This window comes from Clostridium cuniculi, from assembly GCF_004353185.1.
Taxonomy (GTDB): domain Bacteria; phylum Bacillota; class Clostridia; order Clostridiales; family Clostridiaceae; genus Clostridium; species Clostridium cuniculi.
In genome coordinates this window covers 123,301-138,167 of the sequence record NZ_SMUS01000003.1, presented here as the reverse complement: position 1 = coordinate 138,167, position 14,867 = coordinate 123,301, and the positions used below count along the sequence as shown (strand labels likewise).

Sequence of the window (14,867 nt, the reverse complement as noted above, 5' to 3'; positions counted from 1 at the left end):
ATTTTTATTTATGTTATTAAAAATATTACTTTAATTAATTAAAAATAAAATAAAGACCCTGCACTAAATACAAGGCCTTTATTTTATTTATTCTAAAGTTGAAATTTAAATATATTCATATTTAGTTTTATTTTTGATAAAACATATAAAACTTACGCACAGAGCCAGTACTTCTGCAAATATTACAGCCATCCATAAACCATTTACATTAAATAATAAAGGTAATACAAATATCATTATTATTTGGAATACGAAAGTTCTTAAAAATGCTATAACTCCAGATACCACACCATTATTAAGTCCTGTAAAGAATGCTGATGCAAAAACATTAAATCCACTTATTAAATAAGATAGAGAGAATATTCTAATTGCATTAGTTGTAAGGTTAAGTAAATCTATATCGTAGCTTACAAATATTTTAGCAAGTATTTCTGAGAATGATTGTGCAAGCCCTGTAAGTACTAATGACGCTATTAAAATAAGTACAAAGCTCTTTTTAAGTAAACTTTTTAATTCATCCTTATTATCTGCTCCATAGTGATATCCCACAACTGGTGTAATACCCATTGAATATCCTATATAAACCCCATTGAAAATAAATGATACATACATTATAACTCCATATGCAACTACGCCTTCTGCTCCAGCATATTTCATCAATTGCAGGTTATATAACATATTTACAATAGACATAGATAGGTTGGTAAACATCTCTGAAGAACCATTTAAACAACTTTGTCCAATAGCATTAAAATCTAATTTAGTTTTCCCAAGCCTTAAAGGACTTTTATTTTTCATCATAAAGTATATAAGTGGTACAAATCCACCTACAATTTGACTTATACATGTTGCTAAACCTGCTCCAACTACGCCCATATCAAGTATCACAATTAATAAGAAATCTAAAACTATGTTAGTAATTCCTGCAAATATAGAAATAACAAGGCCCATAGTAGGCTTTTCTGCCACAACTAAGAAACTCTGAAAAGCATTTTGAAGTAAGAATGCTACAAGACTAATAAGTAAAATTCTACCATACATCACACAGTATTCTAAAATTACTCCCTCAGCTCCTAAAGCTTTAGAAATTGGTTTAATAAATATAAATCCTATGACAGCAATTATTAATCCTATTATTATTAATAAATATATTAACATGGAAAAAGTTTCTTTTGCTTTTTTAGAATTTCCCTCTCCAATTCTCTTAGAAACTAAGGCTCCTCCCCCTGTTCCTATCATAAATCCAAATGTTCCACAAATCATTATAACTGGCATTACTAAATTAACTGCTGCAAAGGCATCACTTCCCACTACATTTGAGACAAATAAACCATCTACAACACCATATATACTAGTAAATATCATCATAAAAATTGTAGGTAAAGTAAATTTGATTAATTTACTATAATTAAAATTATCGGATAATTGTATGTTCATCCCATCTCCTCCTCTTATCTTTGGTTAAAATATTAAGTTTGACATATAATAATCAAAACCGTATATTAGTATAAAGTGTACCATAATGGTAGAGTCAAGGAGATTTTCATGAAAAAAAATTTATTAACTATTGGAGATATATCAAAAAAAACAGGATGTAGTATAAAGTCTCTTCGTTATTATGATTCCATAGGATTATTAAAACCAATATATGTTGATCCTAATACTAATTATAGATACTATAATTTTGAACAAACCAAAATCGTTGAAATAATACAACTATGTATTTTTTTAGATATCCCACTTAAAGATGTGAAAGAGCTAACTATTAAAGATGATAACACTATGGATTATTCTAATTTAATTGAATATGGTAGAAAAATAACAAAGGAAAAAATCATTAAACTTCAAAATAATCTAGATTTTTTAGATACTTTAAAAAAGGAAGTAGAAAGAATCAATAGCTATGATAATAATGAAGAAAAATCATTTCATATAGATGAAAAATACTATTATGTCTTACCTCTTTTTGAAGATGAAATGAATGATAATTATTATAAAATTCTAGATACTTTAATTACAAATGCCTTAAATGAAAATATATTATTGAAACATGATTACGGTATTATTATGAATATAAAGGATGATGATATTAATAAGTTCGTGGCTGTAGAAGTTGATAAAAAATACTGTAATTTGGAGAATGTTATTAAAGTTAAGGCTGGAAAATTTTTATGTAAAAAAACTAATGAATTTAATTTAACTAAAATTTATGAGATGTTTTCTAATATAATGTGTTCTGAAAAAACTATTATTATTACTTCATGTTATAGCTATGATTTTTCAAGTCCATATTTTGAGGCTAAGTGTTCATTATAAATAATTAATATTTATAGGGTAAGATAAAGGCTCTGCAGTAAATGCAAAGCCTTTATCTTACTCTAGAATCTCTTTTACCTTTTCCTCTGTTATTTCACATAATTTTGCTATCTCATAAATGGATACACCTTCCATAGACAATAGTAATTATTTCATCTATTTTAAACTTAGCTTTAAACTCTTTATATTTAATTTAGATCAATTTTTTCAACTCTTATATCATCTAAGTTTATTTCAACTATTGCCATAGATAAAGGTAGTGAAAATCTCTTTCTTCCACAAGATCCTGGATTTAAATAAACTATATCATCAATCTTTTCATTACTAAATTTATGTGAATGTCCATAAATAACTAAGTCTACTTCTTTTAAATCTTTTGGTATATCTGCCTTGTTATGTACAACATAAATCAGAACTTCATCCATTTCTATTTCCTTATACTCTGAAAGGGTAGCTCCCCATTGATCTTTATCATTATTTCCTCGTACAACAAAAGTTTTTGTTATACTTTCTAATTTATCTATTATTTCCCTACCACCTACATCGCCTGCATGAATTATATAGTCGCAACCTTGAAGTTTTTCAATTACTTCATATCTTAATACTCCATGTGTATCTGAAATAACTCCTAATCTCATATTTTTTTACTTCTCACTCCATTAAATTTTTTTATTATAAAATATTATAATTTTTTATACTTTTCAAATGCTTTTTCTGGATAAATATAAAAATGCTTAATGAATATAACTAACCAAATAAAAATTGCTATAATTGAACAATACTTATTTATGTAATATGATAAAATTGCTCCTAAAAATAAAATTATAGCCCAAATTAAAAGAGAGTTTCTCATATCTATGCTCATTTTCTTTTTATCATATTTTTCTCTTTCTTCTTTAGAAATACTATTAAATCCACTAATCAATATTGTGCTTTTTTCTTTTAATAAAGCAAAGATACTTGAAAGAACAGAAAAAAACACTGCTAATATTAGGCATGTTAATACACCTATATTCATACTGCTATTCTCCTTTTAATACATTGATATTAATATTTTAAAAATTATATTTAATATGCTCCCCATCCATTTATTTTCCACTCATTATCTTCCTTAATCAATTCAAATGATTTTGCTGAAACTGACTTTCCTGCTTGCCAATCTCCTGCTGGTATATAGTTTTCATAGCATATAACTTCTACTTCAGCATCTACTATAATCCTATCTGATTCACTCTCCCTTATTGTATATTTTAATAGCTTTGCCGACTCCAAAGTTTTATTTAACTCATTTATTACACTTTGGTCAAACCCATTCCCCCACTCAACAGTAGAATATTTCTCTAAAGCATCTATATCTTTTTTAGATAACGAGTCTAAATAATTAGATATTAGAATTTCAGAAATTTCATTATTTTTATTTTCACTCTTTTTTTGAGAATCTCCAATACTACAACCACCAAAAGTAAAAAATGTTAATAATAAAACTAAACTTATACATATTTTTCTCATAATTTATACCCTCTTTTAAATTTATAAACCTATATTTTTATTTATTCTTATCCTTATCCATTACTCATAACTTTAATATTAGTTTTATTTATCATGATATCTATTATTATTCCTATTATAATACCGATTGTATAACATATTAAATCACTCCATAAAAATCCAAAGCCTAAGATTAGTCCACCTAAAGTTGTATTTCTTATAGCATCTATCCAAGGTGCATGATATAACTGACTTATTTCTATGCTATATGAGAAAATTATTGCCCAGGAAATAATGAATATTGTCGATTTTTTATTGAATATAAATGCAATAATTAAAAATACCATAAGTGCCCATAATATATCTCCTGAATATAATTCTATTATTTTAGGTAAGCCACTTATTTTTCTTGATAACAATCCTAATATCATAACTATTATTGTTAATATTAAATATAATAATCTACTTCTTTTCAAATAAACTCCCCCAATACCCTTAAATTATTACTGATTAAATACTAAATTTCATCATTTATATGCTCATGCCCCCATGCACAAATTTCACTAAGTACAGGCATAAAGCTTTTTCCCCTCTCTGATAAACTATACTCTACTTTAGGTGGAACTTGTGGATATTCTTTTCTAATTACCAATCCATCTCTTTCTAATTCCTTTAATTGAGTACTTAACATTTTGTGAGTAACACCTTCTAAGTTTCTTTTTAATTCACTGTATCTTAAAACTTCTTTATGCCAAAGCCAAAATAATATATGCATTTTCCATTTACCACCTATTAAAGAAATTGCATAAGCAAAAGGTTTTACATTTACTTCTTTTTCATTGCTGTTATCTACTGTTTTCATTCAATACTCTCCTTTTAGATAGTATCTTACAAAAAAGTGCATACTACCATTATTTATTTTTTATTATACAATTATATATATAAGAAATAAACTTAAATTATTTTTAATGTCCATGGAGGTTATTATGAAAAAAGAAATTGAAGTATTTGATTATGCAAATATAATTATGAAAGCTGTTAAAAGTGGGGTTTTATTAACAACAAAAACAGAAGATAAAGTTAATTCTATGACTATTTCATGGGGTACTTTAGGAATTGAATGGGGCAAGCCTATCTTTACAGTGTTTGTAAGAGAAAATCGTTTTACTAAGTCTCAGCTTGAAAAGAATCCTGAATTTACTATAAACATACCACTAGGCGATTTCAATAAAAAAATATTAGGTGTATGTGGTACAAAATCTGGTCATGTAAGTGATAAAATTGCTGATCTTGGCTTATCTCTTGAGGAACCAAATAGTATTTCTGTTCCTGGAATTAAGGAACTTCCACTAACTCTTGAATGTAAAGTTATCTACAAGCAAAAACAAGATGCTAATGAAATTACAGAAGAAATTAAAAATACTTGTTATCCACAAGATGTAGACAGTTCATTCCATGGAGCAAATAAGGATTTCCACATAGCTTATTATGGTGAAATCGTTAGTGCATATATTATCGAATAGTTTTACTAAAGCTAAATTTATTTTTATAAGTAAATTATTTTAACTTCATAGGTAAAAAAAGAATTCACCTAGGAATTCTTTTTTTATTTTTAATTCTATATTCAACTATAAAAATTAAATAACTATATTTTAATTTTTAAATTATTATTGATTTATTAGCTTTATTAATCATACTTGCTGGAATTTCTTCATGAAGCTCCCATACAAAACTAATAGGTTTATCACCACTATGACTTCTGTACTCACATGTACCTAAGTAAGTAAATGGTGATGTAAGACCATCTCTAGTTTTATATTCTCTAACAAAAAGAGCTATCTTGTTACCAGTTTTTAAATGATTGATATATCTTTGTCCTGTTGTACTTTGTATTGAAGTTTTACTTTGAGTTTGCCAATGAAATAGCTTTTCATTAATTGCGTAATCTTCATAAAGTGTAGATGGTGAAAAGTCTTTATCGCTCTTATTTAATGTTATAAAGAATATATCTGTTTTCTTATCCTCAAAATACTTAACACCTTCTCTAAAAGCTGGCTTTTTCTCTTCATTAAAGTATCCAAAAGCAGCCATAATTACATCAGTTGTATAATCACAATGTAAATCTAAAGGGCAATCAAAGCCTAAATCAACTTTCTTATCTATAAATTCAATATGTTTATAATTATAGCTTAATATATCAGAAACTTCTTTCATCATAGTTTTATTGCTAAGTAATTTATTAATTCCTTCATTTATAGAAGATAACCCTACTTTATTAGGTGCATCATTATAGAAAATATAATATATCATATTCAGCATTAGTCTTTCTTCATTATTAAAATCAACTTCTGAAATATTATCATAGTTATTAATTATGCTAACAATAAATTCTATGAATCTTCTTGAATTAATAAATAATAAATTATATAACTTTTTAGTTATTATATCTTCATTTTCATCATAAAAATCTTCTTTTTCTTCTGCAAGTACACACATTCTTGAAAAACTTCTGTCTTTACTCTTACCATAAAAATCTGTTAAAGATAGATTATGATAATCTAAAAAGTTTTCTAAAGTTAATTCTAAGTCTGTGTCACCTTTGAAAGTTCTAATCTTATTTATTAAATTTGTTTTTGTATTAGCTGCAGATTTTATATTTCTTAAAATATATTCTTTAGCTTCTTTTTCTAATTGGATGTAACAACCCTTAGGTAAAGTTAAAAATCCATTTTCAATATACTCTTTTATAGACTTATTAGTTCTACCAATTAGTGATCTAAACTTTTCCTCAAAGTTATAATTTTTATGTGCTTGCCCAACATAATCAAGGACTGTTAAACACTCTTTTCCTTCACTTAGTCTTAATCCTCTTCCTAGTTGTTGTAAGAACATAGTTAAGCTCTCTGTTGGTCTTAAAAATAAAATAGTATTAACTTCTGGAATATCAACACCTTCATTATATATATCAACAACAAAAATAAACTTTATTTCTCCATTAACTAATCTTTCCTTAGCATTATTTCTATCTTCTTTTTTACTTTCATCTGTTAATGCTAATGTTGGAATTCCAGCTTCATTAAATCTTAAAGCCATAAATTTTGCATGTTCTTTACTTACACAGAATCCTAGCCCTACTACTTCATTTATATCTGTAATATATTTATTTAAACTTGCAAGTATATTATTAACTCTTATATCATTACCTGTATAAACTTTATCTAATTCACTTATATTATAGCCTTTTCTTTGCCATTTAAGCTTTGATAAGTCCACTGAATCAGATACTGCAAAATATTGAAATGGACTTAATAACTTTCTATCTATTGCTTCTGGTAATCTTATTTCACCTGATATTCTATCTTCAAAATATTTAAATATATCTTTATTATCATTTCTTTCAGGAGTTGCAGTTAATCCTAATAATACTTTAGGCTTATAATAACTTAATAATCTTTGATATGATGGTGCAGCTGCATGGTGGAATTCATCAACTATAATAAAATCATAGTAATCTTCAGATGTTATTTCACATAAATCTTTGCTATTTAAACTTTGTATAGAAACAAATAGATGATCTAAGGTTTCAGGAGTTCTTCCTCCTACCATTAATTCACCAAAATTATTATTTTTTAATATTGCTCTAAAGGTATCTCTTGCTTGTTTTAATATTTCTTCACGATGAACTACAAACAATAACCTATTAGCCTTGCCCCTGTTTTCTTTGCAAAAGTCTTTATAGTCAAAGGCTGAAATTACAGTTTTACCTACACCAGTTGCAGCAATAACTAAGTTTCTATTTTTATTAAAAATCTTTCTTTCAACTTGTAATTTTTCTAATATTTCTTTTTGATAAGCATATGGTCTTATGTCAAAAGTAAAGTTTAAATCATTATCAGTATCCTTTTGTTCTTTTCTTAATGATTTTTGCAATCTTCTTTTATCTTCTTCTGTTCCATTGTAAGAAACAAATTCTGAATCATTCCAATAGCTTTCAAAGGTAGCTTCAAACTTCTTTATAATATCAAAAGAATCTTGTTCTGTTATTTTTAAATTCCACTCTAATCCTGAAGTTAATGCAGCATTTGAAAGATTTGATGAACCTATATATGCAGTAGTAAAGCCTGTTTCTCTTTTAAACATATAAGCCTTTGCATGAAGTCTTGTTCTATCTGTATCATAAGAAATTTTAATTTCTGTATTAGGTAGCTTACTTAATTCTTCAATAGCTTTAACATCTGTAGCTCCCATATATGAAGTAGTTATTATTCTTAGTTTTTTATTATTGTTTATTGTTGCTTCTCTTAGGCTTTCAATAATACATCTTATTCCACTCCACTTTACAAAGGACACTAATAAATCTATAGAATCACAGGATAATATTTCTTTATTTAATTCTCCTAACATATTAGGTTCTTGTCCTGATCCTGTGAATAGTGAACTTTGTGATAATGGAGTTACTGGTCTTGTTGCTTTTTTGCTGTTTAATGCTCTTTTATTGTTTACTTTTGAGTATAGAGCTGTTATCATTTCTCCATTTTTATCTATTTCATATTTTTTAATGTCTTCTTCATTTGATACTTTGCTTAATATGTTAATTATGTCATTACAAGCTTCTATTTGTTTTATTAGTTTTTCGCTATCTTCTTTTTCTTTATCTCTAATGTAGTTTAGGGATTTTCTTATTATTTGTGATATGTATTGTGAAAGGATTGCTTTTGCTTCTTCTTTATCTATTTTGTCTTTATCTATAATGAATTTTTCTTGTTCCAGGTTGTTTAGTTGCTGTTGTATTTCTTTGTTTATTATTTGCTCGTATAGACCTTCTTTCAATATTACTCCCTCCATTATACTTTTCTTTACTTTTAATTTTATCATAGATGTCTATAAAATTTATATTTGAGTATAATAAAAAGCCACATTTCTGCAGCTTTTTATTAATGTTAGGATAAAATAATAGATGCATAAAGTCAAAATGCTTTTAATATCATCTTCTATTTTCAATTAATTTTACTGTATTCTTTCTATTTTACAACTATGCTTTTTAGTTTTAGAATCATAACATATTGCTACTGCTAATACCTCATTATTTTCACTCTTAAATTTTTGAACATATTCTTTTTCTTTTATTTGTGCTAATGCTATATCTACCTTTTCATCTTTCTTTAGCTCAACAATAAATGCCTTATCTATCTTTCTTATTGGATGAAAACTAAAGTCTGTATATCCTTTTCCGCTCTTTTCTTCTCTTTCAACTCTATAAGTATCTCTAGCACTTAAATATGCTAATGTCAAAACACGAGATAAACTATTTTCATCATTATATTGAAGTATTGGTATTTCCGAGTTATGAATATCATGTAATAAACTTACTACTGTTTCACAATCCCCTGATACTGTAGCCTTTAACATCTTTCTAGAGTTCTCAATAATTTGTGATACTACCCCGAAAGATTCATCTGCTAACGCTTTTTCAAACTCTAACATAAGCTCTTTATTAGGAATCTTTAAATATCCATCATGATAAGATAAAAATCCTAAAATTATCATAGCTGAATATATTTCTTTCTTTGTTTTTGGAGCTTCTTGACCTGCCCTAAACTCTTCATTTATGATTATATCTATTTCTCCCCCTGATACCATCTCTATTACATCTTCTCTAATTTCCATTGTGTTATACTTCAAATACTCTGCCACCTCATCCATAGATCCAGTATTTGTCCAATAGCTTTCACAATGTTTGTTTTGTAATGCCTTTACTACCGATCTTGGGTTATATATTTTCTTACCTTTTATTGTTAGATAACCATTATACCAATTCTCTAATTCATTAAATTCAATTTCATCATTCTTTTCACATAAGCTAATTACTTCTTCACTTGTAAACCCAAAATACTCATCAAAAATTCTATCTTTTAAAAATGTATATTCATCAAACATGTTAAGAGCTGAACCTGTTGAATATTTTTTTATTGGTAATATTCCTGTCATATAACATAAAGCTACATAACTTTTATCCTTTAAAAGTTTCATTAAAAATTCTAAAAATTTATCTTGTTCTTCTAAATATAAATTTCTATTAAAGATATAATCCCATTCGTCAAATATAAAAATAAACTTTTCATTTAACTCATTTAAAATATCCCATATAGCATAATTAGGTTTAATTTTAATATTAGGAAAAACTTCTTTTAAATCTTGAATTAAAAGCTGTATAATTCTATCAATGTATTCATCACAATTTTTACAATTATTATTAACATCTGTAAAAGATATAGTTATTACATTATATTTATTTAAATTCTTTTCATAGCTTTCACAATTACTAATATTTAAATTATCAAATATATCTTTAGAATCTACAGCTTTAGAATAATACGCACCAAGCATATTCGCTATTGATGATTTACCAAATTTTCTAGGTCTTGTTATACATAAATACTTACTTTTAGTATTTATTTTTTTATTTATTAAAGAAATAATTTTAGATTTATCTACAAAATACTCTTCATTATATAATTCTTTATAATTTTCAAGATTTTTATTTGTATTTAAATATACTGCCATGTAGATCTCCTTTTTTATTTGTCGCTTTTTTATAAAGATAAACTTTTCATTATATTAATAATTGTAGCATAAATATTACTTTTCTAAACATAATAATAACAACTTCCTAACTACTAATTAGAAAGTTTCTATATTTAAATTTATAATATTTGAATTAAACACCTTCTCATAATCAGTAATTTCAAAAAAGTGACAGTCAATGCCTGTCACTAGAAATTTACTGACTTTGTCGTGTATTTGAGAGAACAGAGTGACCCTCTTTCTAATTCTACTCCATAAATTTATTCATAAACCTAATAGTTAAACTCCTATTTAATATTTATTTATAAATAAATATTCAGAATATATAATACAACTATACAAATAACCATACCTTGTAATTCAAACTATTGAAAATAGTAAGGTATGGTTATTTGTATTCTATAATTATCACGAAGTAAACTACCATAATCTATTGTTAAAATTTTCTTTTACAACTTCTTTATAACTTTACGATTTTAATATATCCATTTTAATTTTAGATCCAATAGTTCCTTCTACAATTCTATCTATAATCTCTGCCTTTTTACTTTTACTCTTAATAAATACTTTAGATTCTTTAGCTATTTTTTTCAAATCAACAACCTTAAATTCACTTAAATACTTTATGGCTTCTTCTCTACTTGAAATTGAATACAAATTTTTTATTGAATCAGCTATCATTTCATTTTCCGTTTTACTATTATCATCTATTATAATATCTTTACATTTTACTAACGCTAATTTCTTACTCTTTTTTAATAATTCTTCCAATTCTAATTCTGAAAGACTTAATATAAATTCAAAAACTACTTTATTTGCTAATAATACGCTTTTCCTATCCATATTATTTTACCTCTTTTAAAAATTCATCCTTAAAATTTTCAAAGTCAATTTCTATTGGAGATTTTTTTCTATTAATACTACTTAGAACAAAAGGAATACTACTATTATTATCAATCTCATCATCATTACACCTAATTTTACTGTTAAATACTCTCATTTCTTTAACATTTTTAAGTTCACCTAAATATTGATTATGAAGTATTTTAGGATTTCCATTTATTAACTTAACCATAGTAGGTAATACCCCTATATTTCTTACTTTCATTTCATTAAATCCTTTAAAGTCAAAATCATATATTCCCTTTTTAACTTCACTTCTTAACTTCTCAATATGTTCATATAAAGTAGGAGCCCCTACTGTAGATAAGTAATCTAACTTTGTTGGTGTTAAGTAAAAATCTGAAGCATAAATTGCACTTTGAGTTATTAAATCAAAACTAGGTTGACAATCCAATAGAACAAAATCATACTCCCCATCAAGTGTCATTATTTCTTTTTTTAGTCTAGATATACACTTTAATTTATTCTTTGTATACATTCTTTTTCCTCTACCAGTAATGCTTCTGGCCAAGTCTATCTGCACCTCATATAAGTCAGTATTTGATGGCAATAAGCTTAATGCTTGTCCACCATTTTTAGTAATTATATCATTAGCTTTCAAATCCTTTGTAACATAATTCTTAATATTATCCTTATCCTTATTAATTAAAGAGTTTAATAATGTTTTTATTGTTTTGTCTTCTTTATATGATTTCTTCCAATTTTCAACACCAATATATGAAAATGTTAAGCTAGCTTGTGGATCCAAATCAATTAACAAAACCCTATAACCATCTAATGCTAATAAAGCTCCTAAATTAGATACAACTGTACTTTTCCCAACTCCACCTTTGTAATTAACAATAGAAATAACCTTCAAGTAAATTTCTCCTTAAAATTATTTACTTATTATATATATTCTTATAATTGTTAAATAATATCTATTCTTAAATCTATACATTTAATTTTTCATTTTCTATGATACTTTTTTCTAATCCTTCAAAATCTGAATTTGCTGTATCTATATATCTTTTGAAATATTCCCTTAACGCTTCATCACAAATATAAATATAAGTTCCTCTTATCCCTCTAGTTAATATGGTCTTATATATATTAATGATATATTTTTTCAACTCTTCTTCATCTACTATTGTACGTTTTCCATTTTTATCATAGTAATTTTCTTTAACTATTTCTATTCTATTATTTCTATATACTATTTCACTACCTAATATTACACCTGCATAATTAATATCATATCCTTGAGTTGTATGAATACATCCAACTTCCTCTAACGCATTCGTTGAATTTATCCAATCCTTATTCGTAGAATTCCATTTTAATTTTTTATCTCCTATTATAATATCATACTCATCTGTATTATTTTTACTTTTCCAATCCCAAGCATAACCTGCAATTAGACGACAAAGTCCATACTTTTCATCTTTATCTCTTATAGCTTTATGCATATTATCTAAATCATCAAAAATATACAATTCATATTGACCAAATCTTTTAACTTCTTCTTGATTTTTATTAAGTATATTTTCAATATACTTAATATAATCCTCCCCTGCTAATACTCTCATTTGAGAGGTAATTTTATATTTTTTAAAATCTATTTCTTCAAACTTTTCCGGTCTAACATCAGATGGTTTTATTGATTGATTTTTATCATAACATAAGATCATATGTTTAGTTGAAAGCCTTATCCAATCAAGTTGATCATTATCTTTATCAAGTCCAAGCTTTTTATTACAATCATCAAAGGACTTCATATTAGTTATATTTACTCTTCTATTTAATCTATGTGCTTCATCTACAATTAATATATCATAATTTTCACCAACAACATCTGCAGGTCCTAATACCATGCTTGCTTTCAATCCTTTAATACTTCTAAAAACTTTCTTTAATGTTGCTCTTAAAGATGTCATTGGTACAACTAGTCCTATTTTTAAGTCTTTACTTTCTTCTTTTTCAATTAAATATTTCAATAAATAGATAGCAACAATAGTTTTACCAGTCCCTGGTTCTCCTTGAATAAGATTATTACTTTTTTCATTACTAATTACGTTATTTACTATAGATTGTACAACCTCATATTGTTCATTAGTTAATGATTTGTACGGTGAATACTTAAATAAATCACTATTTCTAATTTCAAATAGTCCTCTTTTAACAATTTCTTTTTCCTTTAATTCATTCCAAATATAATCAAATTTTTTAATATACTTTTCTCTATTATAATAATTATGCTTCCTTAAACCACCATTCCCATTTTGAATAATATATTTGCCATCAGCTGCCATATATTCAATCATCATTGATTCAAACTCTGAAATAACAGATTTATTAAAATCATTATCAGAAATAATATCAATTGTATCTAGCTTTATTCTTTCTTTATTTTTTAAATGTTCTAAACTTCTATTATAAACTCTCGTAGATTCTCCAATATATGCCTCTTTATCATTTCTTATAATATATACAACCGGCCAATTTAATCCATATTTATATTTTTTAATTCTATCTAAAAACTCTTCCTTATATACAAAAGTTTCTACTAATTCCATATATACCTCATACGTTAAATTATAAATATTTAAATTTAAAATTATATCTAATAATATTTTACATAAGTTATTTTATATTATACCTTATCTAATTTCTACTTGAATATTATACGAATATCTCTCAATTAAAAGAAAGATATTTCTCTAGACTTAAAAACTAACTATTATCATAATTTTAAAATGTTAAAGTTCCATCTCATTATATATTTTCTATTTTACACCTATTAATCTTACTCTTATAATCATGACACATTGCTATTGATAATAACTTTTCACATTCATTTCTTCTTTTAAACTCATTCGCTCATAAGATAAATCTTCTTAAATTTGATTTTTTATATATTCTTCTATTACTTTTTTTATTTCTACTCACCTCTAGAAGCTTTCCGGAACCATAGGTCGAACTGTGGTATTCTAAATACAAAATACTACACTTTAAATTAAGTGGATTCTTTATATCCTTAAGTACCTCATAAATATTTACAGGATTAAATTTATCCCTCTCTAACCCATCCAAACATACTATCTTCATTTAATACTTCTTCACAAACCTGACACTTTATCTCATTATTACTCATTTTATATACATCCTTCCAAAAATTATTCCCTTCCTTGAAAAACTAGCCGTTATCCAAAATCAACTCTTCTTATATCCCCCTCCTAACAATCCCACTGGCTTTTCTTCATATCAACATGATTTTCATTCTTAAAAAATACACCTTCATCTAATAGCAAAAATCTTTGCTCCTTCCATCCCGGTGCCAGCCTACCAGCATAATTGACTACACGATGACACGGATATTTTCCATAAAATTCTGCATAGCTAAGAACCTTTCCAACAAGACGTGCATTTTTATCTCTACCAATAAGTCTGGCAATTTGTCCATATGTAGCTACTTTTCCCTTTGGAATTTCCTCTACAGCAGAAAGTATTTCATAAATTAATTCTTCATTAATAATTTTTTTCATATATTATTCACCTATAATACAAATCCTTACTTTAAGATATTATTATATTTT

At 25.9% G+C, this 14,867-nt stretch carries 14 protein-coding genes; 2 read left to right on the top strand and 12 right to left on the bottom strand.

Annotation, left to right across the window (positions count from 1 at the left end; genetic code table 11):
• Positions 1–105: 105 nt before the first annotated feature.
• Positions 106–1,437 carry an MATE family efflux transporter gene (locus EJJ37_RS02180; RefSeq protein ID WP_133013957.1) on the bottom strand — a complete coding sequence of 444 codons (1,332 nt, stop codon included), beginning with the start codon at positions 1,435–1,437 and terminating at the stop codon, positions 106–108.
• 108 nt (positions 1,438–1,545) lie between these two features.
• Between EJJ37_RS02180 and EJJ37_RS02175 the strand changes: the two genes are divergently transcribed.
• Complete coding sequence (locus tag EJJ37_RS02175; RefSeq protein ID WP_133013956.1) at positions 1,546–2,316, top strand: MerR family DNA-binding transcriptional regulator; 771 nt, start codon at positions 1,546–1,548, stop codon at positions 2,314–2,316.
• A 188-nt stretch (positions 2,317–2,504) separates the two neighbouring features.
• Here EJJ37_RS02175 and EJJ37_RS02170 read toward each other — a convergent pair whose 3' ends face one another.
• The 5 genes from EJJ37_RS02170 to EJJ37_RS02150 all read right to left on the bottom strand — a co-directional run bounded on the left by EJJ37_RS02170 (position 2,505) and on the right by EJJ37_RS02150 (position 4,666).
• A complete protein-coding gene (locus EJJ37_RS02170) occupies positions 2,505–2,954 on the bottom strand; it encodes a metallophosphoesterase family protein (protein WP_133013955.1) in 450 nt (149 codons plus the stop codon).
• A 44-nt stretch (positions 2,955–2,998) separates the two neighbouring features.
• On the bottom strand, positions 2,999–3,334 hold the full coding sequence (locus tag EJJ37_RS02165) for a DUF3784 domain-containing protein (RefSeq protein ID WP_133013954.1): 336 nt from the start codon (positions 3,332–3,334) through the stop codon (positions 2,999–3,001).
• A 50-nt stretch (positions 3,335–3,384) separates the two neighbouring features.
• Positions 3,385–3,825, bottom strand: coding sequence for a hypothetical protein (locus EJJ37_RS02160; protein WP_133013953.1), 441 nt, complete (start codon positions 3,823–3,825; stop codon positions 3,385–3,387).
• Positions 3,826–3,878: 53 nt separating this feature from the next.
• Positions 3,879–4,235 carry a ribosomal maturation YjgA family protein gene (locus tag EJJ37_RS02155; RefSeq protein WP_133013983.1) on the bottom strand — a complete coding sequence of 119 codons (357 nt, stop codon included), beginning with the start codon at positions 4,233–4,235 and terminating at the stop codon, positions 3,879–3,881.
• Between the two features lie 86 nt (positions 4,236–4,321).
• The gene (locus EJJ37_RS02150; RefSeq protein WP_133013952.1) at positions 4,322–4,666 is read right to left on the bottom strand and encodes a winged helix-turn-helix transcriptional regulator; all 345 of its coding nucleotides are present in this window, start codon (positions 4,664–4,666) and stop codon (positions 4,322–4,324) included.
• A 124-nt stretch (positions 4,667–4,790) separates the two neighbouring features.
• On the opposite strand from EJJ37_RS02150, the gene EJJ37_RS02145 reads away from it, so the two are divergent.
• Complete coding sequence (locus EJJ37_RS02145) at positions 4,791–5,327, top strand: flavin reductase family protein (protein ID WP_133013951.1); 537 nt, start codon at positions 4,791–4,793, stop codon at positions 5,325–5,327.
• 136 nt (positions 5,328–5,463) lie between these two features.
• Here the strand turns inward: EJJ37_RS02145 and EJJ37_RS02140 are convergent, their stop codons facing one another.
• From EJJ37_RS02140 to EJJ37_RS02115, 6 genes are all read right to left on the bottom strand, one after another.
• Entirely contained in the window at positions 5,464–8,634 is a 3,171-nt protein-coding gene (locus tag EJJ37_RS02140) for a DEAD/DEAH box helicase (protein ID WP_133013950.1), read from the bottom strand.
• 177 nt (positions 8,635–8,811) lie between these two features.
• On the bottom strand, positions 8,812–10,368 hold the full coding sequence (locus tag EJJ37_RS02135; protein WP_133013949.1) for an AAA family ATPase: 1,557 nt from the start codon (positions 10,366–10,368) through the stop codon (positions 8,812–8,814).
• Between the two features lie 489 nt (positions 10,369–10,857).
• A complete protein-coding gene (locus EJJ37_RS02130; RefSeq protein ID WP_133013948.1) occupies positions 10,858–11,232 on the bottom strand; it encodes a hypothetical protein in 375 nt (124 codons plus the stop codon).
• Position 11,233: 1 nt separating this feature from the next.
• Entirely contained in the window at positions 11,234–12,151 is a 918-nt protein-coding gene (locus tag EJJ37_RS02125; protein WP_166484639.1) for a ParA family protein, read from the bottom strand.
• Positions 12,152–12,224: 73 nt separating this feature from the next.
• The gene (locus tag EJJ37_RS02120) at positions 12,225–13,847 is read right to left on the bottom strand and encodes a DNA/RNA helicase domain-containing protein (protein WP_133013946.1); all 1,623 of its coding nucleotides are present in this window, start codon (positions 13,845–13,847) and stop codon (positions 12,225–12,227) included.
• Positions 13,848–14,507: 660 nt separating this feature from the next.
• Positions 14,508–14,816, bottom strand: a complete 309-nt coding sequence (locus EJJ37_RS02115) for an MGMT family protein (RefSeq protein WP_133013945.1) — start codon at positions 14,814–14,816, stop codon at positions 14,508–14,510.
• Positions 14,817–14,867: the final 51 nt, after the last annotated feature.

Excerpts from the sequence above, each read along its gene's own strand:
- EJJ37_RS02180 (WP_133013957.1), bottom strand. The coding sequence starts at position 1,437 with ATGAACATACAATTATCCGATAATTTTAATTATAGTAAATTAATCAAA.
- EJJ37_RS02175 (WP_133013956.1), top strand. The coding sequence starts at position 1,546 with ATGAAAAAAAATTTATTAACTATTGGAGATATATCAAAAAAAACAGGA.
- EJJ37_RS02170 (WP_133013955.1), bottom strand. The coding sequence starts at position 2,954 with ATGAGATTAGGAGTTATTTCAGATACACATGGAGTATTAAGATATGAA.
- EJJ37_RS02165 (WP_133013954.1), bottom strand. The coding sequence starts at position 3,334 with ATGAATATAGGTGTATTAACATGCCTAATATTAGCAGTGTTTTTTTCT.
- EJJ37_RS02160 (WP_133013953.1), bottom strand. The coding sequence starts at position 3,825 with ATGAGAAAAATATGTATAAGTTTAGTTTTATTATTAACATTTTTTACT.
- EJJ37_RS02155 (WP_133013983.1), bottom strand. The coding sequence starts at position 4,235 with ATGATATTAGGATTGTTATCAAGAAAAATAAGTGGCTTACCTAAAATA.
- EJJ37_RS02150 (WP_133013952.1), bottom strand. The coding sequence starts at position 4,666 with ATGAAAACAGTAGATAACAGCAATGAAAAAGAAGTAAATGTAAAACCT.
- EJJ37_RS02145 (WP_133013951.1), top strand. The coding sequence starts at position 4,791 with ATGAAAAAAGAAATTGAAGTATTTGATTATGCAAATATAATTATGAAA.
- EJJ37_RS02135 (WP_133013949.1), bottom strand. The coding sequence starts at position 10,368 with ATGGCAGTATATTTAAATACAAATAAAAATCTTGAAAATTATAAAGAA.
- EJJ37_RS02130 (WP_133013948.1), bottom strand. The coding sequence starts at position 11,232 with ATGGATAGGAAAAGCGTATTATTAGCAAATAAAGTAGTTTTTGAATTT.
- EJJ37_RS02120 (WP_133013946.1), bottom strand. The coding sequence starts at position 13,847 with ATGGAATTAGTAGAAACTTTTGTATATAAGGAAGAGTTTTTAGATAGA.
- EJJ37_RS02115 (WP_133013945.1), bottom strand. The coding sequence starts at position 14,816 with ATGAAAAAAATTATTAATGAAGAATTAATTTATGAAATACTTTCTGCT.